Origin of the sequence: Actinokineospora auranticolor (assembly GCF_002934265.1) — a bacterium.
Taxonomy (GTDB): Bacteria; Actinomycetota; Actinomycetes; order Mycobacteriales; family Pseudonocardiaceae; genus Actinokineospora; species Actinokineospora auranticolor.
Genome location: NZ_PTIX01000033.1, coordinates 51,342 through 70,525, shown reverse-complemented (window position 1 = coordinate 70,525; position 19,184 = coordinate 51,342). Strand labels below are relative to the sequence as shown.

The following is a 19,184-nucleotide window of genomic DNA, read 5'->3' as shown; positions in this document are numbered from 1 at the left end:
GCGGATTTTTCCCCCTGAACGCCAAGCGAGAGCGTTATCGGAGACCCGCGCGGAAATCAACGAGAGACACCTCGCGGCCCGAAGGCACCGAACGTACCCCCGTGTGGCCAAACGTGGACGCCATAAACGCTACCCCACCAAAAAGGGCAAACATCAAGGCGTTCGACATCAGGGTCCGGCCACCATCAGAATCCTCGCACCTAGCCTAAGTTAGTGGCATTGGGCCGGAGGCGTGCCATGGCCGCGATCCGCGCCAAACCCGGTCGCCCTCGAAGCCGGGCCCCTCGGGTACAGGCGGAAGTACGCGAGGCTCCGACTGTCCGATATGGACGATCAGGGGCCGATGCTGTTGGCGGGGTGCAGGTTCCCGTCCGCGCCCGGCAGGCAGGCCGCGGCCCGGGAGTCGGTGCCGAGGAACTCCCCGAGGCACCGGCCGAACTGCTCGTGCCCGGCCTTGTTGGGGTGGAAGGACTCCTGCAGCGCGTGCCCCTCCCGGTTCTCGTCGCTCAGATCGGTCCACCGCACCGACAGCCTGCTGAACCACTCCTCCGCCGGGTTCTCCCGCGCGCACGCCTCCCGCCCCAGGCCCGCCCGGGAGATGTCGAGCAGGCGGGCGCCCGAGTCGCGGGCCGCCTGGCGGACGCCCGCGGTGATCTGCGGTACCGCCGATTCCCGCACCCACCGCAGGTCTTCCACGCGGAACGGGCAGCCGTTGAGGTTGCGCAGCTCCGGGCGCAGGTCGGGGCTGACCGGCGGGGCGTACGACTGCAGCACCAACTGGTAGTCGTCGTTGCCGTAGCCCGCGCGGGTCATGACCGTCCGGATGTCGGCCAGCGCCCGGTTCACCTTCGGCACCATCGCGTCGACGCGGGACTGCCACTGCTCGCCCACACCGGCCGAACAGCTCTTCTTGCCCGCGTCCAGCCACGCCTGCACGCAATCGGACAGCACGTGCGAGAACGCCGGGTCGTCGTTGGCGCCGACCGCGACGAGGATCGCCACGACCCGCTTGCGCTTGGCCAGGTCGCCGAGCCGCTCCGCCTGCGACGGCTCGGTGTACTGCTTGACGTCACCCAGCGCCACCTGCGCGGACGGCGCCCCAGAGCAGGCGAGGTTGATGGTCTCCTCGATGCCGCGCAGTCCGGTGTGGTGGATGGACGCGTTCACCGACCGGTGGCACCAGTCGCCGTCTTTGCCGTCGGTGTCGGGGGTGTAGTCGCCCGCGGCCTCACCCGAAACGGTGCTGTCGCCCAGGGCGACCAGGACCCTGGGCACGCCGGTCGGCGGGCCGGGCGGGGGTTGGGCCGTGGGGAACAGGAAGAAGAACGAGCCCACCATGGCGAGCACGAGGAGCAGGACGGCGGCGTGCCATCGGTACCGCCGCACCATCGCGGTCGAACGCATCATCGCCGTCGAGTTTAGGCCCGCGGCCCACCCGGCGCCGTATCGGGCTACAAGCGGCGCAGCAGCGCCTGCTTGGCCGCGGCGAACTCCTCGTCGGTGAGCACCCCGTCGCGGTGCAGCGCGCCGAGCTCGCGGAGTCTGCGCAGGACGGTGTCCTGGTCCTCGCCGGTCACGGGCTCCTCCGGCAACTCCTCGACGACCTCCGCCACGGGCGCGCGCGGGTGCGCCAGCCGGGCGGTCACCGCGGCGGCCAGCAGCGCCGACGAGGCGACGTCCTTTTTGAACCCCCACAGCTTCAGGCAGTTCGGGTCGTGCTTGGCGGGCAGGCCCACCGACCCCGCCACCGGCCGGAACCGCACCAGTTTGGGCGTCCACTCGACACCGGCCAGGTCCACCACGTGGATGGTGTGCGCGCGCATCGCCTGCTTGACCGTGTCGGCCGCCCACCCCCACTCGATGTGGATCCGCTCGCCGTCGAAGGTGGCGGTGCCGTCCTCGACCGACATCGACAGCGGCACGTGCGGCCCGGGCAGCAGGTACTCCTCCGCCGGGCCGTCGGGGACCTGCGCCACGAGCCGGGCGTCGCGCACGGCCGAGGCGAACGCCGACGCGGTGGCGGAGAACCGGGTGTCCACGGTGAGCCGGTACGGGTCGGCGGCCGGGGGCAGCTGACCGCCGGTGGCCTGCCACAGCGGGTCCGCGCCGTGCCGGGGCCGCAGGCGAAGCGTGCCGTCGCGCCGGTCGGCCTCGAACGCCACCGTGTCGATCGCGGCCAGCGGCACGGTCAGCTCACCCAGGGTCTGCCGCAGCGGGTGCGCCCCGCGCCCCGGGGTGATCCGCACGGATTCGTAGTCGAACTCCCAGGTGCCGTCCTTGCCGATCACCTCGGTCATCCCCAGCACAGCAGCCCCCCGCCTGGTGGTCCCTTGGCGATCACCGTACCGGTCAGGCGGGCACGATCCGCCCGTCGGTCAGCGCGAGGCGCCGGTCGGCGACCCGGTGCACCTGGTCGTGGTGGGTCGCCACCAGCACCGCGGTGCCCTCGCCCGCGACGCGCCGCAGCACGGCCAAGGCGGCGGCGACGCTGTCGTGGTCGAGGTGCGCGGTCGGCTCGTCGGCCAGCAGAACCCGGGGCCGGGGCGCGGCGGCGCGGGCGAGCGCGGCGCGCTGCTGCTGCCCGTACGACACCTCGCCGGGGTAGCGGTCGGCCAGCGCGGCGATACCCAGCTCGGTCAGCAGCTCGTCGACCCGATCGGCCACGGCAGCGCGCCGGTCGGACAGCCGCAGCGGCAGCGCCACGTTCTCCGCCAACGTCAGCTCGTGGGCCAAGCCCAGAGCCTGGGGGAGTACCGCGCAGTCCTGCCACGCGGGGGTCTCGGGCAGCGGGCGGCCGAGGAGTTCGACGGTGCCGGAGTCGGGTTTGTCGAACCCGCACAGCAGCGCGAACAACGCGCTCTTGCCCGAACCGGACCGCCCCGACACGGTCACGACCTCGCCGGGTTCGAGGTCGAGGTCGACGCCGCGCAGCACCTCCAGCGGGCCGTCGGCGTGGTCGAAGACGCGGGTCAGGCCCCGCGCGGCCAGCGCGGTCACGCGGCCTCCCCCTGAACGCGGCCCTCGCGGAGCCGGACGACGCGGGTGCCGATGGCGACCAGGTCGGGGTCGTGGGACGCGGCGACGACCGCGACCCCGGAGTCCGCGAGCCTGCCGAGCACGTCCAGGACCAGCGCGGCCGAGGCCGCGTCGAGCTGGGAGGTGGGTTCGTCGGCCAGCACGACGTCCGGCTCGCGGGCCAGCGCGCAGCCGAACGCCAGCCGCTGCTGCTGCCCGCCGGACAGCGCCGCGACCCGCCACGAGCCGGTGCCGGGGATGCCCAGCCAGTCCAGGATGTCCGGGTCCGCGTCCGCGCGTCCGGCGGACTGGGCGGACGCGCGCAGGTTCTGCGCCACGGTCAGGTGCCCGATCAGGTTGTCCGGCGGCGCCTGGAACACCACCGCGATCCGGTCGCGGCGGGTCTGGCGGCGGGCCCGGTGCCCCAGGCCGCCGACGTCGCGGCCCTGGAGGCGGACCGTCCCGGCGGTGTGCCGGTCGACCAGGCCCAGCACCCGCAACAGCGTCGACTTGCCGGAGCCCGACGGGCCCGCGAGCACGGTGATCCCGTCGGCGGGGACGTCGAAGGACACGTCGGAGACGGCCGGGACGACACCGGTCGGCGTGCGGTAGTCCACGTGCACGCCGCGCAGCTCGTACAAGGGCTCAGCCACGGATCAGCTCCCCGACTCGGGCGGTGGTCACCGAGCGCACCGCGGTCCAGCACACCAGCGCCACGACCACGGCCGCGACACCGGTCGTGGTCGACACCAGCGGCAGCAGGTCCGGCGCGCCCGCGACCGGCCGCAGCCACGGGGACGGGTCCAGCAGCGGCGCCGACACCGCCGCGCACACCACTCCGGCCGCGCTGCCCGCCGCGACCGAGACCCCGGCAAGTCCGCCCAGTTCAGTGAGGTGGCTGGCGACGAGCGTGCGCTGCCGCAGCCCCATCCGCGTCGCGAGCGCCCCGGCCAGCGCGTTCTGCCGCCGCCGCACCTCCACGGCCAGCACCAGCGCCGCGGCGGCGACCACCGCGAGCACCACGCCGAGCGCGGTGACGAAGTCGAACGTCCAGGTCACGGTCAGGAACGGCAGCCCGTCGAGCGCCTTGTCCCGGGACCGCGACTGGAGGTGGTGGATCCCCGCCGCGTCCAGGTCCCTGATCAGGGTGTCCAGCGGCTGGTTGGACCAGATCTGCCACACGTCGACCTGCTTGAGGTCGCGCACGGCCGCGCGGGAGACGACGTAGCCCTGCCCGGTGCCGATCAGCGGGAACGATCCGACCTGTTCGACGGGCTTGACCTGCCCGAGCCGGGGCAGCGTCGTGGTCGCCTCGGGGGTGCGGCCGACGCGCAGCGCCGGGACCGGGCCCCCGGTACCGCCGAGGACGTCGAGCTGCGCCTGGGTGTCGGCGGGGTCGCGGTCGCCCAGCCACGCCGAGCGGGTGAAGGTGGCCGGGTCGATCACGAGGTTGATGTTCTGCCCGGTCTTGAGCACGCCGACCAGCGTGGAGTGCGCGGCCAGCGCGGGCGGCAACTGCCCCGAGACCCCGACGCGCGTCGGGATCAGCGCGGCCGACTCGGCGCCGACGAACAGCCCGGACTTGGTGTCCAGCGCCGCGCGCTGCGCGTCGGCCACCCCGACGCCCACGGTCAGCGTGCCGACCGCGAGCGTGCCCACCAGCAGGATCCCGACCACCGAACCCGCCGCGGCGGCCAACCTGCGCAACGCCAGCTGCGCGGCGGGCACCCGCCACAGCCGCACCCGGTGCGCCGCGCGCAGCCCCCAGCGGGCCAGCCGCACGGTCACCAGCGCGACGGTCAGCACGACCAGCAGCGGGAACGCCAACCCGACCGCGTCCGCGGTCTCCGGCAGCGGCTGCCCGAACGCCAACTTCGTGGGCGTCGACTCCCGCCGCGCCCAGGCCAGGTACGCCAGGACGGCGGTGATCAGCTCCCACGGCACCAGCCGCCACGCCCGCGCCGACCGACGGGCCGCGCCGGTCTGGAAGGCGCGGTGCGCGCGCGTCGCCGCCACGGCGCCGACGACCACGAGCGCGGCGACGAACACCCCGCCCGCCACGGCGGAGGCGAGCGCACCGGTGCCGTCGGTGAGGTCGGAGGACGGCGCGTACCAGGGCAACGCGAGTCGAGCCGCCGCCAAACCCGCGCCCGCGCCGACCAGCAGCGGCAGCGCCAGTTCCAGCACCGCGCGCCACCCGAGCGCGACCGGCCCGGCACCGCGCGCCCACAGCAGCCGCAGCTCGGCGTGGCGCCGCTGGAACCACTGCACGGTCACCGCGCCGACACCCGCGAGCCCGACCAGCAGGCTGATCACGGTCAACGGCAGCACCGCCGACCAGACCGTGTCGCTCGCCGCGCGCGCCACCTCGACCGGCTTGGCGAAGTAGTTCGCGGCGATCACGAACCGCGCCTTCTCCTCCGCCCGCAGGGTCCCGACGACGCCGTCGAGCATCCGCTTGCCCCGGTCGACCAGCGCGGCGGCCTCCTCGGTGGTCGCGGGCAGCCGCTCGACGGGGAAGCGCGCGCTCACCGCGGCGGCGTTGTCGCTGAGCGAGTCCATGTGCTCGGTGAACTCCCGCAGCGACGGGAACCAGATGGGCGCGGCGGTCGCGCCCTCGGTGGCGAGCGGGTTGGGCACCACGCGCTGCTGCTCGGAGCACCAGTAGTCGGGGACGGGCTCGGCGATGTCCGCGTAGATCGCGGTGACCGGCGGCAGCGTGCCGTTCAGGCCCCGGTCACCGAGCTTGATCCCCGCGTCGTCGGCGATGCTCTTGGGCACCCAGAGGCCGTCCTGGCCGCCGCCGGAGAGGACCTTGAGGTTGTCCCGGGCGCCGTCGCGGTAGGCGAACTGCGACCACGGGTGCGGACCGTTGAAGTCCCACTGACGCACCGGCGAGTAGACCGCGCCGACCAGGGTGGGGAACCCGTTCGCCCGACCGCTGTCCCGGGCCAGGGCGAGGATCCGGTTGGCGTCGGCCACGGTGACCTTGTTGCCGTCGATCACCGGCGGCACGGTCTGCGGGCACAGGCGCCCGGCCTGGTAGCCGACCGCGGCGCTGCCCGCCGAGTCCGCGTGCAGCACGGCCGCCGCCCCGACGAAGCTGAGCAGCAGCGCCGCGACGAAGGCCACCAGCACGGTCAGCGGACCGGACACCGCGGCGCGCGGGGCGGCTCTCCACGGCAACTGCATGGGGCCGGACGCTACCGGCCGCCGTGCGCGGGCGTGCGCACGGCAACCGAACCGATACCGCCGGATCCCCGCTGGTCACAACGGGTGCGGAGGTGATCACTGGGGGAACAGGTAGAACAGCGTCCCGGTCGAGACGTCGGCGGTGGCGTCGATGCCCTCGCCCTGCTGGTAGTCCAGGAACTGGAGCTGTCCGGTGGACCCGGAGTAGCGGCCGACGATGGCGTGGCCGGTCCCGTCGGCCCGGGTGAACGCGATGGCGAACTGCTTGTCCTGGTCGTCGCCGTAGGCGGCCATGGTCGCGCCGACGTCGGCGAAGGAGAGCAGGGTGTGCGACTGCGCGTTGAGCCCGGCGGCGCGGTAGAGCGCCTCGATCTCCGCGAGCGGTGCGCCGCCCGCGATCTGCATCATCTCGGTGGTGGTGATGACGGAGTCGACGTCGGTGTCGAGCAGCGCGGCGGCGGTGACGTAGTAGCAGTTGTCGTCGAGGGCGTAGGTGTTGGTGACCCGCGCGGGGTCCCAGTCCATCGGTTCCACGCCGTCGTCCGAGGTGTCCATGGCCTCGACGCCCGTGGTGGTGGTCGTCGTGGTCTGCGCGTAGAGCTGGTTCCACTCGGGCTGGCTGACGCGGACGTACCAGGTCTGCCCGTTGCTCGGGTCGACCCAGGTGAAGGTGAACAGGGGACTGGCGGCGAAGGACGCCGCCGTGACGCCCGCCGACTCGAGCACGCCCCGCCACTGGGCGGCGTCGGCCTGCTGGGCGCCGTCGAAGTTGCCGGTCTGCGAGAACTGCATGGCGTGACCTCTTCCTCCACGGTGGTGAGGAAACAAGGTCTACTGACCGGCCGGGGTGACCGGCGGTGGCGCCGGGTCGGTGGGGCGTGCGGGGAAAGCCGCCCGAACGGGCGGTCCGGGGTGCCCGCGACGGGACACCCCGGACCGGTGATCCGGTGGTGCTCGGTTACAGCGGACGGCGCTCGTTGCGCGGCTCGGCGCGGTCGAGGTCCGTGATCGGGAGGTCGGTCACGCCGTCGGTGGCGGCGCGAGCGGTCGCGGGCGTCCCGCTGACCCCGGCCCAGCGGCGCAGGTCGGCGGTGGCCTTGTCGCGCTCGGCGGCCACCAGCGCGCCGATGTTCGCGCCGTGGTTGGCGCCGGGCGCGGTGTAGACCTGCGAGTCGCGGCGGCTGGGCACGAACTGCTCGGCGCCCCACGGGTCGTTGGCGCCGTACACGAACAGCATCCGCTCGGAGCGGGTGCGCACCCAGTGGTCGACGTCGACCATCGGCCGCGCGTCGTGCCGCGAGCGCAGCTCCGGCGGCAGGCTGGAGTTCGCCTGGTACAGACCCGGGTAGCGGAGCAGGCCGCGCAGGTGCTCGAACTTCGGCTGCGGCCAGCCCAGCTGGGTCGCGGCCTGGTAGAAGTACGGCGCGTACGGGGTGATGCCCTGGTCGGCGTAGAAGGCGAACCCGGCGGTGGCGTCGATGAACGCGTACAGCTCGTCATCGGTGGCGGTCTTGGCGGGCACGGTCACGCAGTCCGCCTGCAGCGAGTACTGCCAGAACGCCCACCCGGTGTCGAGGATGGTCATCTCGTAGGCGCGGTCGATGGAGCCGAGCACACCGGTGAACGTCCAGCCCGCCTTGTCCGCGGCGGCCTGGTACTTGGCGACCATCGAGGTGCGCCGCTTGAGCGCTTCCTTCTGCACGTCCTCCAGGCGGGTGCGGCACGCGGGGTCGGTGCCGACGGTCTGGAAGAACTTGTCGTAGGCGCGGTCACTGGGGTTGTTGACGTCGCTGGGGGCCACGTAGGCGACCACGCCGTTGACGTCGTCGGGGTAGAAGCGGCGGTGGTAGACCGAGGTCATGCCGCCCTTGCTGGCCCCGGTGGAGATCCACTTGGCCGGGTAGACCCGCTTGAGCGCGGAGACGATCCGGTGGTGGTCGGTGGCCGCCTGCCAGATGTCGAGGTCGTCCCAGTCGGCCGGGTCGGGCCGCGACGGGCTGAAGAACCGCTGCTCCACCGAGATCTGGTTGCCGTCGATGAGCCGCGTCGGCTCGGAGCGGAACGCGGTGGTGGGCATGTTGTAGCCGGTGGTGTGCAGCACCACCGGGCGGGAGGTGTCCTTGTGCAGCAGCTGGAACCGCTGCTCGAAGGTCGCCCCCTTGGGCCGGTGGTGGTCCACCGGCTGCTTGAAGGTGAGCAGGAAGAAGCGGTAGCCCTCGGGCGGGGTCGCCGACTCCGAGACGATGGTCAGCCCGGGGATGGCCCGGAGCCGGTCGGCGATATCGGTGCTGTGGCCACTGGTCGCCACCTGCGGTTCGGGTGCGGCCTGCGCCGGGATGGCCCCGGCGGTGAGGCCCACGGCCGCGGCGGCCGCCAAGCCCGCCACCAACGCCCGTCTGCTGCGGATGAGCACGCCGTAACTCCTCGATCACTGGCCGCCGCCGCGGCGGCCGGGTGGTGGAGTCTTGCGCACCCGCCCCGATGTCGGAAACCCGCTGACAACTGCCCCACGACACCTGTCGGGCGCCGTTCGGTAGCCCGCCGTGCCCGCCCGCCGGGAACGGGGTCGGCCGATCGGGTGCGTCGGCGAACCGGGCTGGCCCGCGGCGGTGACGGGATGCCGCCATTGGCGGCGATTTACCGGAAACCGCGTTTGATGGTCGATGGTGGTGGGTATGAGGTACTTCGGCGGAGCGTGTTCGTTGTTCATGGGGGGCTCACGACATGCGATCAACAGCGCAGGGGATGCGGTCCGGCCGGAGAGACGGCGTGGAGGACACGCACTGGCGGTGGTGGTGGTTCGCCGTTCGGTCGGCCTACGCCTGGTAATCCGGGTGGGTGCGCCAAAACGCCTGTCCTGACTCCGACAGGGTCGTGATCGGGTCGTAGTACGGGTGGCGGCGGTCCAGGAACGTGTCGTCGGCCTCGTCGCGCTCGGTTCCGGCCCGGTAGTTCTTCGTCCAGTACGACACACCCAGTTCCCGGTCGTACTCGGCGACCTGGTGCACCCAGCGCTTCCCCACGTACGGCACGTCGCAGATGATGCGCGGGGTGGCGTAGCCGGGCAGGTAGCCCATGATCGCGTGCTGCAGCTCCTGCGCCTCCCACACCGCCACCCGCCAGTGCTCGGCGTTGGGGATCATGTCGCACATGTAGAAGTAGTACGGGAGGATGTTCGCCTCCCCCTGCAACGCGAAGCACAGGTCCAGCAGCGCCTCCGGGGTCGCGTTCACCCCCCGCATCAGCACCCCCTGGTTGCGCACGTCGCGCACCCCGACCTCCAGCGCCGTCCGCGCCGCCTCCGCGACCAGCGGGGTCACCGACTGGGCGTGGTTCACGTGCGTGTGGATCGCCAGGTTCACCCCGCGCCGCGCGGCCGTGCGGGCCACCCGCTCCATGCCCTCGACCACCGCGGGCTGGAGCCAGTGCTGCGGCAGCCCGGCCAGCGCCTTGGTCGCGAGGCGGATGTCGCGGACGGTCTCGATGTCCAGCAGCCGCATGAGGAACGACTCGAGCTGCTTCCACGGCACGTTCGCCACGTCGCCGCCGGACACCACGACGTCGCGCACGCCCGGGGTGCGGGACAGGTACTCGATCATCCGGTCCTGCCGGTCCACCGGCTTGAGCGCGAGCCGGTGCTTGTCGACCTGAGCCGTCGAGTTGCCGACCAGGTCCATCCGCGTGCAGTGGCCGCAGTACTGGGGGCAGGTGGACAGCAGCTCGGCCAGCACCTTCGTCGGGTACCGGTGCGTCAGCCCCTCGACGACCCACATCTCCGCCTCGTGCAGCGAGTCGCGCGTCGAGTGCGGGTGGCTCGGCCAGCGCGGGTCGCGGTCGGTGCGCACGGGGAGCATGTACCGGCGCACCGGGTCGGCGAGGAACGCGTCGGTGAACTCGCCGGGGGCCGCGTCCGGTGCCATCGTGTTGAGCATCTGCGGCGGCAGCAGCATCGACATCGTCGCCATCTCGGCCTGGTCGGCGGCCAGGTCGGCGTAGAACGACTCGGCCAGCAAACCGCCGACGACCGCGCGCAGCTGCCGTTCGCTCTTCACGCAGTGCGCCCGCTGCCACTGGGCGTCGCGCCACTGCGCCTCGGTCACCCCGGCCCAGCCGGGGAACCGCCGCCAGTCGGGTTCCACCAGCTCGCGGCGGACGTACTCGTACGGCTGGTGGCCGGTGACGACGGCCTGGCGGGCCTCGTGCACCACCCGAAGATCGCGGGTCGCAGTCATATTCGCTCCTAGCCGCTAGTGGGGCGTGAAGATATGCTGCCAGAACGATAGAGTGCCGTAAATCTTACGGGTAGTGCCAGTGTGGCGCAGCGAGGAGGACGGGTGGAGACGGCTCACCCCATCGGGTCGCCCTACGGCCTGCACCGGGTCCTCGACCCGGTCGGCGTCCTGCCCCAGCAGGCCCGCCGCCTCGACCCCGACCCGAGCCCGTACGCCGACGAGGTCGTGGTCGACGTCGAACGGCTCAACCTCGACGCCGCCTCCTACCGGCAACTGCGCGAGCAGCACGGCACCGGCGACGCCGTGCGCGCGGCGGTCCTGGCGATCGTCGCCGAGCGCGGCAAGATGCAGAACCCGGTCACCGGCTCCGGCGGCATGCTGCTCGGCACCGTCCGCGCCGCCGGCCCGGACTCCCCGCTCGGCCTCGCACCGGGCGACCGGATCGCCACCCTCGTCTCCCTCACCCTCACCCCGCTGCGGATCACCGACGGCCTCGCCGACTGGGACGGCCGCGCCGAGCAGGTCCCGTGCCGCGGCACCGCGGTGCTGTTCGGCCGCTCCATCGCCGCCGTGCTCCCGGACGACCTGCCCGACGCGCTCGCCCTGTCCGTCCTCGACGTCTGCGGCGCCCCCGCGCTCACCGACCGCGTCGTGCGCGAGGCCGGGGGAGCGCCCGCGGTCTGCGTCCTCGGTGGCGGCGGCAAATCCGGCTCCCTGTCGCTGGCCGCCGCCCGCCGCGCCGGGGCCGGGCGCGTCGTCGCGCTCGTCCCCACCGAGACCGAGGCCACCGCGGTGCGCGCGGCGGGCCTGGCCGACGAGGTCGTCATCGCCGACGCCCGCGACCCCGTCGCCGTGGCCACCGCCGTCGGCGCGCCCGTCGACGTCACCGTCGTCTGCGTGGACGTGCCCGGCTGCGAGCACGGCGCGATCATGGCCACCGCCGACGGCGGCACGGTCGTGTTCTTCTCCATGGCCACCTCGTTCGCCGCCGCCGCGCTCGGCGCCGAGGGACTGGCCGCCGACGTGCGGATGCTCGTCGGCAACGGCTACGTCCCCGGCCACGCCGCCTTCGCGCTCGAGCTGCTGCGAGCCGAGCCCGGCGTGCGGGACCTGTTCACCGCCCGAGAGACTGACCGGTCGTGAGCACCACCCTTCTGACCGGCGGCCGGATCCACTCCCCGGCCGACCCCGACGCCACCGCCATCGCCGTGCAGGACGGGGTGGTGGTCTGGCTCGGCCAGGACTCCGTCGGCCGCGCGCTGCACCCCGACGCCGACACCGTCGACCTCGGTGGCGCCTTCGTCGCCCCCGCGTTCGTCGACGCCCACGTGCACGCCACCGCCACCGGCCTGCTGCGCACCGGTCTCGACCTCACCGCCGCCGCGTCCCTCGCCGACTGCCTCGCCGCCGTCACCGCGTACGTGCGCGAGAACAACCCCGCCGTCGTCTGGGGTCACGGCTGGGACGAGACCGCCTGGCCCGAGCACCGCCCCCCGACCCGCGCCGAGCTCGACGCCGCCGCGGGCGGGACCGCCGTCTACCTCTCCCGCGTCGACGTGCACTCCGCCGCCGTGTCCACCGCCCTGCTCGACCTCGCCCCCGGGGTCCGCGACGCCGACGGCTACCACCCCGACGCCCCCCTCACCCGCGACGCCCACCACCGCGCCCGCCGCGCGGCCCGCGACGCCATCACCCCCGACCAGCGCGCCCAGGCCCAGGACGAGTTCCTCCGGCACGCCGCCGCCATGGGCATCGTGTCCGTGCACGAGTGCGCGGGCCCCGACATCTCCGGCGCCGAGGACCTCGCCGACCTGCTCGCCCGCGCGGGCGGCGACCGGCCCGAGGTCGTCGGCTACTGGGGCCAGCTCGGTGGCGCCGACCTCGCCGTGCGCCACCGCGTCCGCGGCCTCGCGGGCGACCTGTTCGTCGACGGCGCGCTCGGCTCCCGCACCGCCGCCCTGTGCGACCCCTACACCGACGCGGACACCTCCGGCGCCCTCTACCTCGACGCCGAGACCATCGGCGACCACCTGGTGGCCTGCACCGAGTCCGGTTTGCAGGCCGGGTTCCACGTCATCGGCGACGCCGCCGTGGCCGAGGTCGTCGCCGGGTTCGCCTTCGCCGAGAAGCGCGTCGGCCTGCCCGCGCTCGCCGGTGCCCGCCACCGCCTCGAACACCTGGAGATGGTCACCGAGGAGCAGGCCGAACGGCTCGGCCAGTGGGGTGTGGTCGCCTCCGTGCAGCCGCAGTTCGACGCGTTCTGGGGCGGACCGGACGGCATGTACGTCGACCGACTCGGCCCCGAGCGCGGCATCACCCTCAACCCGTTCGCCCGCCTCGCCGCCGCGGGTGTCGTGCTCGCGCTCGGCTCCGACGCCCCCGTCACCCGCCTCGACCCGTGGGCGTCGGTCGCCGCCGCGGTCAACCACCGCACCCCCGGCTCCGGCCTCAGCCCGCGTGCCGCGTTCACCGCCCACACCCGCGGCGGCTGGCGAGCCGCGGGCGTCGACGACGGCCTCACCGGCACCCTCGTGCCCGGCGCCCCCGCCACCTACGCCGTCTGGGACGCCCCCGAGCTGGTCGTCGCCGCACCCGACAGCCGGGTCCGCCGCTGGTCCACCGACCCGCGCTCCCGCGTCCCCGGCCTGCCCCCGCTGCACCCCGGCGCACCCGCCCCCACCTGCCTGCGCACCGTCCTGCGCGGCCGGACCATCCACGACGTCATGTGAGGAGCCCCGGAGATGGCGCTGCTGGACCTCGACCCCGCCGTGGTGGCCACGGCCCGGCGGCTGGCCGCCGAGGCCGCCGCGCCGGTGATCGGGATCGCCCGCTCGCACACCACCGTGTCCGTGGAGCGGGCGACCCTGCGGTTGGCGGGCATCACCGGCGCGGACAGCACCCACCGCGCCAGTGACGTGCCGTGGGTCAACCGGGTCGTGGACACCGTCGCGGCGCACTGCGGCCTCGAACACGGCGTCTGCCTGCCGGTGTTCGACGCGCTGCGCCGCCACGACCTGACCAGCCTGACCGAGCTTGCCGAGGCCACCGCCGCCGGGCAGGTCACCTACGCGCTGCCCACCGGCCGCGACGCCACCCGGGCCGCCAAGGCCGCCCGCACCGCGATCGCCAAGGGCCTGCGCACGGTCGACCGCAACCGCGCCCAACGCGACAAACTCGTCGAACGCCACGGCGACCCGGCCCGCAGGCCGTGGATCTACCTCATCGTGGCCACCGGCGACATCGACGAGGACGTCGTCCAGGCCGCCAACGCCGCCCGCGCGGGCGCCGACATCATCGCGGTCATCCGCTCCACCGGGCAGTCCCTGCTCGACTACGTCCCCGAGGGCGCCACCCACCACGGTTTCGCGGGCACGTACGCCACGCAGGAGAACTTCCGGATCATGCGCGCCGCCATGGACGACGTGTCCAAGGAGGTCGGCCGCTACATCCGCCTCACCAACTACGCCTCCGGGCTGTGCATGCCCGAGATCGCCGTGCTGGCGGGCCTGCAACGGCTCGACATGATGCTCAACGACTCCATGTACGGCATCCTCTTCCGCGACATCAACCCCATCCGCACCTTCGTCGACCAGCGGTTCTCCCGCCAGGTCCACGCCCGCGCGGGCATCATCATCAACACCGGCGAGGACAACTACCTCACCACCGACGACGCCGTGGACGCCGCGCACACCGTCACCGTCTCCCAGCTGCTCAACGAGCACTTCGCGCACGAGGCGGGGCTGCCCGACCACCTCCTCGGCCTCGGCCACGCCTTCGAGATCAACCCGAAGCTGCCCGACTCGTTCCGCCTCGAACTCGCCCACGCCCTGCTGGCCCGCGAGCTGTTCCCCGACGCGCCGCTGAAGTGGATGCCGCCGACCAAGCACATGACCGGCGACGTGTTCAACGGCTACCTGCTCGACGGCTTCTTCAACCTCGCCGGGGTGCTCACCGGCCAGTCGATCCTGCTCGTCGGCATGATGACCGAGGCCGTCGCCACCCCGTTCCTGTCCGACCGCGACCTCGCCTTGGCCAACGTCCGCTACGTCCTCGACGCGGCGGGCGGCCTCGCCGAGGACTTCCGGCCCGCCCCCGACGGGCTCATCGTCAAACGCGCCCACCAGGTCCTGGGCGAAGCCGTCGACCTGCTCGAACGCGTCAAGGCCGACGGCCTGCTCAACGCCATCGCCGAGGGCACCTTCGGTCTGATGAAACGTCCCGCCGACCAGGGCAAGGGCGCCGACGGCGTGATCGCCAAGGCCGACGACTACACCAACCCGGCCGTCGACCTGCTCGAAGAAGGAGCGACCCGATGACCGGCGACACCACGACGGCCAGACACGTGCGCCCTTACGGCGACACCAAGGGCGACGGCATGGTGCAGACCTCCTTCACCCTGCCCGTCCCGCACGGCCCCCGCGCCGAGGGGGCCGCCCTGCTGCTCGCCGGGAAGATGGGCATCGACCCGGCCATGGTCGTGCACTCCCACGCCATCGGACCCGACTTCACCTTCTTCGTCGTCTACGGCTCCGTCCGGCACGTCGTCGACCTCGACGAGGTCGAGGTCATCGAACGCGAGTACCCGCTGCTGCCGCCCGGCGAGGTCAACTCCGCGGTCAAGAAGCTGCTGCGCCGCAAGCTCGTGGTCGTCGGCGCCTGCATCGGCACCGACGCGCACACCGTCGGCATCGACGCGATCCTCAACATCAAGGGCTTCGCGGGGGAGAAGGGCCTCGAGTACTACCGCGAGCTGCGCGTGGTCAACCTCGGCGCCCAGGTCACGGTGCCCGACCTGGTCAAGCGCGCCCGCGCGGAGAAGGCGGACGCGGTGCTGGTCTCCCAGGTCGTCACCCAGCGCGACGCGCACATCCTCAACACCCAGGAGATGTCGGCCGCGTTCCGCGAGGCCATGGGGCAGCGGCGGCCGCTGCTGGTCGCGGGCGGACCCCGGTTCGACCCCCGGATGGCCGCCGAACTCGGCGTCGACCGGGTCTTCAGCCGCGGCACGACCCCCGGTGAGGTCGCCAGCTACCTCACCCACGCCATCTCCCAGCGCAAGGAGGCCGTATGAGTGAACTGGTCGGCACCACCGTGACCCACCGCCGGTACGTCCCCCACGCCCACGCGCACTACGGCGGCGCGCTGGTCGACGGCGCCTACTCGCTGGGCCTGTTCGGCGACGTCGCCACCGAGCTGTGCGTGCGGACCGACGGCGACGAGGGCCTCTTCGCCGGGTACGACACCGTCTCGTTCCTCGCCCCGGTGCGCGCGGGCGACGTCATCGAAGCCACCGCCACCCTGGTCCGCGTCGGCACCCGGTCGCGCGGCGTGGAGTTCGAGGCCCGCGTCGTCTGTCGGGCCGCCCCGGAGCGCGGACCGTCGGCCGCGGGCGTGCTCGACCCGCCCCTTGTGGTGACGCGGGCCAAAGGCACGGTCGTGGTCCCCCAAAAGGTGTAAGACGCCTGAAGTATGCGCCGGGTGAGTGATCTTGAGGCGCGTTGCGGCGAACGGATGTAGCAGAGCTTGCGCCGGATGGGTGGTCGCTGATACCAACCGATATCCAAGCGTGTCCACGTGCGTTGGGAGAGTGCCGACTCCCGCCGCCGCGCGGGCCCCACCACCGCCCGGTCCGCGGTGCGGGACCCGCCCACCCGCATGACGGAGGACCATGCCGACCGAGCTCGTCGAGGTGCAGCGGCACCTCGACCACGCACCGGACCGCGTCTGGGACGTCCTCGGCGATCCCGGGCTCTACCCGCGGTTCGTCCGCGAGGTCGCCTCCGCCGAGACCGTCGCCGCCCCCTCGGACCGCGCCGCCCGCTACCGCGTCCGCTTCTGCCTCGGCCAGGGCGACCCGGTCGCCGACCACGTCGAGGTGCTGGTCAACCGGCCGGGGGAGCACCTGGTGCTGGTCGGCCCGGCCTGGCAGGGCGGCCACCTGTCGATCCGGCTCGACCCCGATGGCGCGGGCACCCACGTGCACGTCGTGCTGTCCCTGCCCGAGACGCTGACCGCGGGCACCGCGATGTCCTCGACCTGGCTGCGCAAGCGGATCCGCAAAGCCCTCGGCCGGGTGGACGACCACCTGTCCGAACGCGTCACCACCGTCTCACCGACACGGCTGGAGCAGACCGCGCGCGGCCAGTCCACGCTGACCGTCGCGCGGATACTGGCCCGCGCGGGTGTCCTGTCCCCGGGCCGACCCGACCGGATCGCCCGGCAGCTCAGCGCCCTGGCCAAGTGGGGCGCCACCCTGGTCGGCGGCTACCGCGCCGCCGCCGCGCGCGTCCCGGACGGCGTCGCGCTGATCGACGAGCGCGGCAAGCTGACCTTCAGCGAGATCGACCTGCGCACCACCCGGCTGGCCAACGGGCTCGCCGAGCACGGCGTCCGCGCGGGCCGCCGGGTCGCGATCATGTGCCGCAACCACGGCGGCCTGGTCGAGGCCACCATCGCCTGCGGCAAGCTCGGCGCGGACGTCCTGCTGCTCAACACCGGGCTCTCCGCCGACCAGGTCGCCGACCTCGTCGAGGCGCACCGGCCCATCGCCCTGCTCGCCGACGACGAGTTCGCGCCGCTGTTCCACCACCTGCCCGCCGCCCTGCCGTGGATCTCCACCTGGACCACCGAACCGGTCGAACTCGCCGTGGACGGCATCATCTCGCGCTCGCGGGCCACCCCGGTCCGCCCGCCGGGCACCGCGGGCAAGATCATCGTGCTGACCTCGGGCACCACCGGCACCCCCAAGGGCGCCCGCCGCCGCAACCCGCCGAGCCTGGGGTCCGCCGCGTCGGTGCTCTCCCGGATCCCGCTGCGGGCGGGGGAGCGGATCATGGTGGCCGCCCCGCTGTTCCACACCTGGGGCCTGGCCGCGGTCCAGCTCGGCATGCCGCTGCACGCCACGCTCGTGCTCCAGCGGCGCTTCGACGCGGAGGCCACGCTCGCCGCGATCGCCGAGCTGCGCTGCACGGCGCTGATCGTGGTCCCGGTGATGCTCCAGCGGATCATGGCCCTGCCGGAGCGGGTCCGCGCCCGCTACGACACGTCGAGCCTGCGGGTCGTCGCCTCGAGCGGTGCGGCCCTGCCCGGTCCGCTGGTCACCGCGTTCATGGACGCCTACGGCGACATCCTCTACAACCTGTACGGCTCGACCGAGGTGTCCTGGGCCAGCATCGCCGACCCCGCCGACCTGCGCGCCGCGCCGACCACCGCGGGCCGCTGCCCGGTCGGCACCCGCGTCGGCATACTCGACGCGGCGGGGGAGCCGGTGGCGCCGGGGGTGGTCGGCCGCATCTGCGTGGCCAACGAGATGCTGTTCGAGGGCTACACCAACGGCACCAGCAACGAGATGCACCACGACCTCATGGTCACCGGCGACCGCGGCTACCTGGACGCGGACAGCCGCCTGTTCGTCTCCGGCCGCGACGACGACATGATCGTCTCCGGCGGGGAGAACGTGTTCCCGCAGCCGGTGGAAGACCTGCTCCTGACCCTGGACGAGGTGGCCGACGCCGCAGTCGTCGGCGTCCCGGACGCCGAATACGGCCAGCGCTTCGCCGCGTACGTGGCGTTGCGACCGGGCGCCCGCCTGGGCGCGACCGCGGTACGGGACTACGTCCACGAACACCTGGAGCGCTTCTCGGTACCCCGCGACGTCTTCTTCGTCCGCAAGGTCCCCCGCAACGCCACCGGCAAAATCATGCGCCGCCGCCTCGTCGAACTCGACTAGCCCCGCGCCGGCGGCGGACCAACCACCCCGCCCCGCCGCCGCCGACGGCCAAGCCGGGACCGCTGTGCACGGCGAACACCCCGAGCAGGCTGGGGCCTCCCCAGTCGTCCCGGTAGCTGTCGGGGTTCGCGTAGTCGACGATCCAGAACTCCGCGACCGCGCGACCGACGAGGTACAGGGCGACCACACCGCCGATGAGCCCGGCGGCGACCCGCGGCGCGCGTCCCCGCCACCGGGGCGACACGATCATCGCCACGACCAGGACCACGAGACCCAGGACGCATGCGGCAACCACGGCAAGGGTGACCTGCGGGCGGGACAGGTCCGCCAAGAAGCCGGTCATCGCGTCGCCCGCGCCTTCCGCACGCGCTGCCGGACGATCAGCGCGAGCCACGGGCCGACCGTGCCGAGCAGGAGCAGCGCCTTGGGGAGATCGGTCGGCGCCCACAGGACGTTGTGCGTCAGACCGCTGGCCAGGCCGACCTTCCGGCAGGCTCCGGACACCAGGAACGCGGCGATCACGAGCACACCGGTCAGGTGCGCGCGGACGCGCAGCCCGCCGGCATGGGCGACGACGTCGACCACGGCGCGTGGGGTGAGCCCGGTGTCCTCGAGCAGGGCGGCGAACTCCTCGCCGTAGCGGTCCCGCCAGGCCTTGGGGTGCAGCGCGACCAGCGCGCGGATCAGGCCCATGACAGCCGGGTCCTTCCCGTCTCGACGATCCGGGACCACCGGCGCAGCTGGTCGGTGAGCGCCGCCACCCCGGGCGCGGTGATCTCGTAGGGCCTGCGGCGGTCCTCGCTGGGCAGCGGGGCGATGAGCCCGAGCTGCTCCAGCTTGGCCAGCGAGCCGTAGAGGGTGCCCGGTCCGAGCTGGATCCCGGTGCGCTCCGCCACGTCCGCGGTGATCGCGTAGCCGTGCTTGGGTCCGTCGCTCAACGCCAGCAGCACCAGCACTCCTGGCTCTCCGAATCGGGCCAACCCGGCCTCGTCCCGTCTCTGCTTCGCCATGCGATA

17 protein-coding genes are annotated in these 19,184 nt (G+C 73.3%); 6 read left to right on the top strand and 11 right to left on the bottom strand.

Translation table 11 applies throughout. From position 1 onward, the window contains the following. Positions 1-333 precede the first annotated feature (333 nt). The 8 genes from CLV40_RS34020 to CLV40_RS33985 all read right to left on the bottom strand — a co-directional run bounded on the left by CLV40_RS34020 (position 334) and on the right by CLV40_RS33985 (position 10,439). Positions 334-1,407 carry a GDSL-type esterase/lipase family protein gene (locus tag CLV40_RS34020; protein WP_245931751.1) on the bottom strand — a complete coding sequence of 358 codons (1,074 nt, stop codon included), beginning with the start codon at positions 1,405-1,407 and terminating at the stop codon, positions 334-336. Between the two features lie 44 nt (positions 1,408-1,451). Beyond that, positions 1,452-2,297: a DUF4429 domain-containing protein gene (locus CLV40_RS34015; RefSeq protein WP_104483124.1), complete on the bottom strand. Its 846-nt coding sequence runs from the start codon at positions 2,295-2,297 to the stop codon at positions 1,452-1,454. 52 nt (positions 2,298-2,349) lie between these two features. After that, positions 2,350-2,997: an ATP-binding cassette domain-containing protein gene (locus CLV40_RS34010; protein ID WP_104483123.1), complete on the bottom strand. Its 648-nt coding sequence runs from the start codon at positions 2,995-2,997 to the stop codon at positions 2,350-2,352. After that, a complete protein-coding gene (locus CLV40_RS34005; protein WP_245931750.1) occupies positions 2,994-3,668 on the bottom strand; it encodes an ABC transporter ATP-binding protein in 675 nt (224 codons plus the stop codon). The genes CLV40_RS34010 and CLV40_RS34005 overlap by 4 nt, the downstream gene beginning before the upstream one ends. Further along, on the bottom strand, positions 3,661-6,207 hold the full coding sequence (locus CLV40_RS34000; RefSeq protein ID WP_146108376.1) for an ABC transporter permease: 2,547 nt from the start codon (positions 6,205-6,207) through the stop codon (positions 3,661-3,663). Before CLV40_RS34000 ends, CLV40_RS34005 begins: the two co-directional genes overlap by 8 nt. Positions 6,208-6,303: 96 nt before the next feature. After that, a complete protein-coding gene (locus tag CLV40_RS33995; RefSeq protein ID WP_104483121.1) occupies positions 6,304-6,999 on the bottom strand; it encodes a hypothetical protein in 696 nt (231 codons plus the stop codon). A 166-nt stretch (positions 7,000-7,165) separates the two neighbouring features. Further along, positions 7,166-8,620 carry a S28 family serine protease gene (locus CLV40_RS33990; RefSeq protein WP_104483120.1) on the bottom strand — a complete coding sequence of 485 codons (1,455 nt, stop codon included), beginning with the start codon at positions 8,618-8,620 and terminating at the stop codon, positions 7,166-7,168. A 403-nt stretch (positions 8,621-9,023) separates the two neighbouring features. Next, positions 9,024-10,439, bottom strand: coding sequence for a KamA family radical SAM protein (locus CLV40_RS33985; RefSeq protein WP_245931749.1), 1,416 nt, complete (start codon positions 10,437-10,439; stop codon positions 9,024-9,026). Positions 10,440-10,541: 102 nt separating this feature from the next. On the opposite strand from CLV40_RS33985, the gene kdd reads away from it, so the two are divergent. The 6 genes from kdd to CLV40_RS33955 all read left to right on the top strand — a co-directional run bounded on the left by kdd (position 10,542) and on the right by CLV40_RS33955 (position 18,168). After that, the gene (kdd, locus tag CLV40_RS33980; RefSeq protein ID WP_245931748.1) at positions 10,542-11,582 is read left to right on the top strand and encodes an L-erythro-3,5-diaminohexanoate dehydrogenase; all 1,041 of its coding nucleotides are present in this window, start codon (positions 10,542-10,544) and stop codon (positions 11,580-11,582) included. After that, the gene (locus tag CLV40_RS33975; RefSeq protein WP_104483119.1) at positions 11,579-13,168 is read left to right on the top strand and encodes an amidohydrolase; all 1,590 of its coding nucleotides are present in this window, start codon (positions 11,579-11,581) and stop codon (positions 13,166-13,168) included. Before kdd ends, CLV40_RS33975 begins: the two co-directional genes overlap by 4 nt. A gap of 12 nt (positions 13,169-13,180) precedes the next feature. Next, a complete protein-coding gene (gene kamD / locus CLV40_RS33970) occupies positions 13,181-14,755 on the top strand; it encodes a lysine 5,6-aminomutase subunit alpha (RefSeq protein ID WP_104483118.1) in 1,575 nt (524 codons plus the stop codon). Next, positions 14,752-15,510 carry a lysine 5,6-aminomutase subunit beta gene (gene kamE, locus CLV40_RS33965; RefSeq protein ID WP_104483117.1) on the top strand — a complete coding sequence of 253 codons (759 nt, stop codon included), beginning with the start codon at positions 14,752-14,754 and terminating at the stop codon, positions 15,508-15,510. The genes kamD and kamE overlap by 4 nt, the downstream gene beginning before the upstream one ends. Continuing rightward, a complete protein-coding gene (kal, locus tag CLV40_RS33960; RefSeq protein ID WP_104483116.1) occupies positions 15,507-15,896 on the top strand; it encodes a 3-aminobutyryl-CoA ammonia lyase in 390 nt (129 codons plus the stop codon). The genes kamE and kal overlap by 4 nt, the downstream gene beginning before the upstream one ends. Before the next feature lie 211 nt (positions 15,897-16,107). Then, on the top strand, positions 16,108-18,168 hold the full coding sequence (locus CLV40_RS33955) for an AMP-binding protein (protein ID WP_104483115.1): 2,061 nt from the start codon (positions 16,108-16,110) through the stop codon (positions 18,166-18,168). Here CLV40_RS33955 and CLV40_RS38595 read toward each other — a convergent pair. From CLV40_RS38595 to CLV40_RS33940, 3 genes are read right to left on the bottom strand one after another with little or no spacing between them, the layout of a single operon-like run. Next, the gene (locus tag CLV40_RS38595) at positions 18,137-18,511 is read right to left on the bottom strand and encodes a hypothetical protein (RefSeq protein ID WP_181043916.1); all 375 of its coding nucleotides are present in this window, start codon (positions 18,509-18,511) and stop codon (positions 18,137-18,139) included. The two genes, CLV40_RS33955 and CLV40_RS38595, sit on opposite strands and share 32 nt — an antisense overlap. Beyond that, a complete protein-coding gene (locus tag CLV40_RS33945; RefSeq protein ID WP_104483113.1) occupies positions 18,508-18,861 on the bottom strand; it encodes a hypothetical protein in 354 nt (117 codons plus the stop codon). The genes CLV40_RS38595 and CLV40_RS33945 overlap by 4 nt, the downstream gene beginning before the upstream one ends. After that, complete coding sequence (locus CLV40_RS33940; protein WP_104483112.1) at positions 18,852-19,178, bottom strand: PadR family transcriptional regulator; 327 nt, start codon at positions 19,176-19,178, stop codon at positions 18,852-18,854. The genes CLV40_RS33945 and CLV40_RS33940 overlap by 10 nt, the downstream gene beginning before the upstream one ends. Positions 19,179-19,184: the final 6 nt, after the last annotated feature.

What these genes read in the sequence shown, in the direction of transcription:
- kamE (WP_104483117.1), top strand. Translation starts at nt 14,752, where the DNA reads ATGACCGGCGACACCACGACGGCCAGACACGTGCGCCCTTACGGCGAC.
- CLV40_RS33945 (WP_104483113.1), bottom strand. Translation starts at nt 18,861, where the DNA reads ATGGGCCTGATCCGCGCGCTGGTCGCGCTGCACCCCAAGGCCTGGCGG.
- CLV40_RS33995 (WP_104483121.1), bottom strand. Translation starts at nt 6,999, where the DNA reads ATGCAGTTCTCGCAGACCGGCAACTTCGACGGCGCCCAGCAGGCCGAC.
- CLV40_RS34015 (WP_104483124.1), bottom strand. Translation starts at nt 2,297, where the DNA reads ATGACCGAGGTGATCGGCAAGGACGGCACCTGGGAGTTCGACTACGAA.
- CLV40_RS34000 (WP_146108376.1), bottom strand. Translation starts at nt 6,207, where the DNA reads ATGCAGTTGCCGTGGAGAGCCGCCCCGCGCGCCGCGGTGTCCGGTCCG.
- CLV40_RS34020 (WP_245931751.1), bottom strand. Translation starts at nt 1,407, where the DNA reads ATGATGCGTTCGACCGCGATGGTGCGGCGGTACCGATGGCACGCCGCC.
- CLV40_RS38595 (WP_181043916.1), bottom strand. Translation starts at nt 18,511, where the DNA reads ATGACCGGCTTCTTGGCGGACCTGTCCCGCCCGCAGGTCACCCTTGCC.
- kamD (WP_104483118.1), top strand. Translation starts at nt 13,181, where the DNA reads ATGGCGCTGCTGGACCTCGACCCCGCCGTGGTGGCCACGGCCCGGCGG.
- CLV40_RS33955 (WP_104483115.1), top strand. Translation starts at nt 16,108, where the DNA reads ATGCCGACCGAGCTCGTCGAGGTGCAGCGGCACCTCGACCACGCACCG.
- CLV40_RS33940 (WP_104483112.1), bottom strand. Translation starts at nt 19,178, where the DNA reads ATGGCGAAGCAGAGACGGGACGAGGCCGGGTTGGCCCGATTCGGAGAG.
- kal (WP_104483116.1), top strand. Translation starts at nt 15,507, where the DNA reads ATGAGTGAACTGGTCGGCACCACCGTGACCCACCGCCGGTACGTCCCC.
- CLV40_RS33985 (WP_245931749.1), bottom strand. Translation starts at nt 10,439, where the DNA reads ATGACTGCGACCCGCGATCTTCGGGTGGTGCACGAGGCCCGCCAGGCC.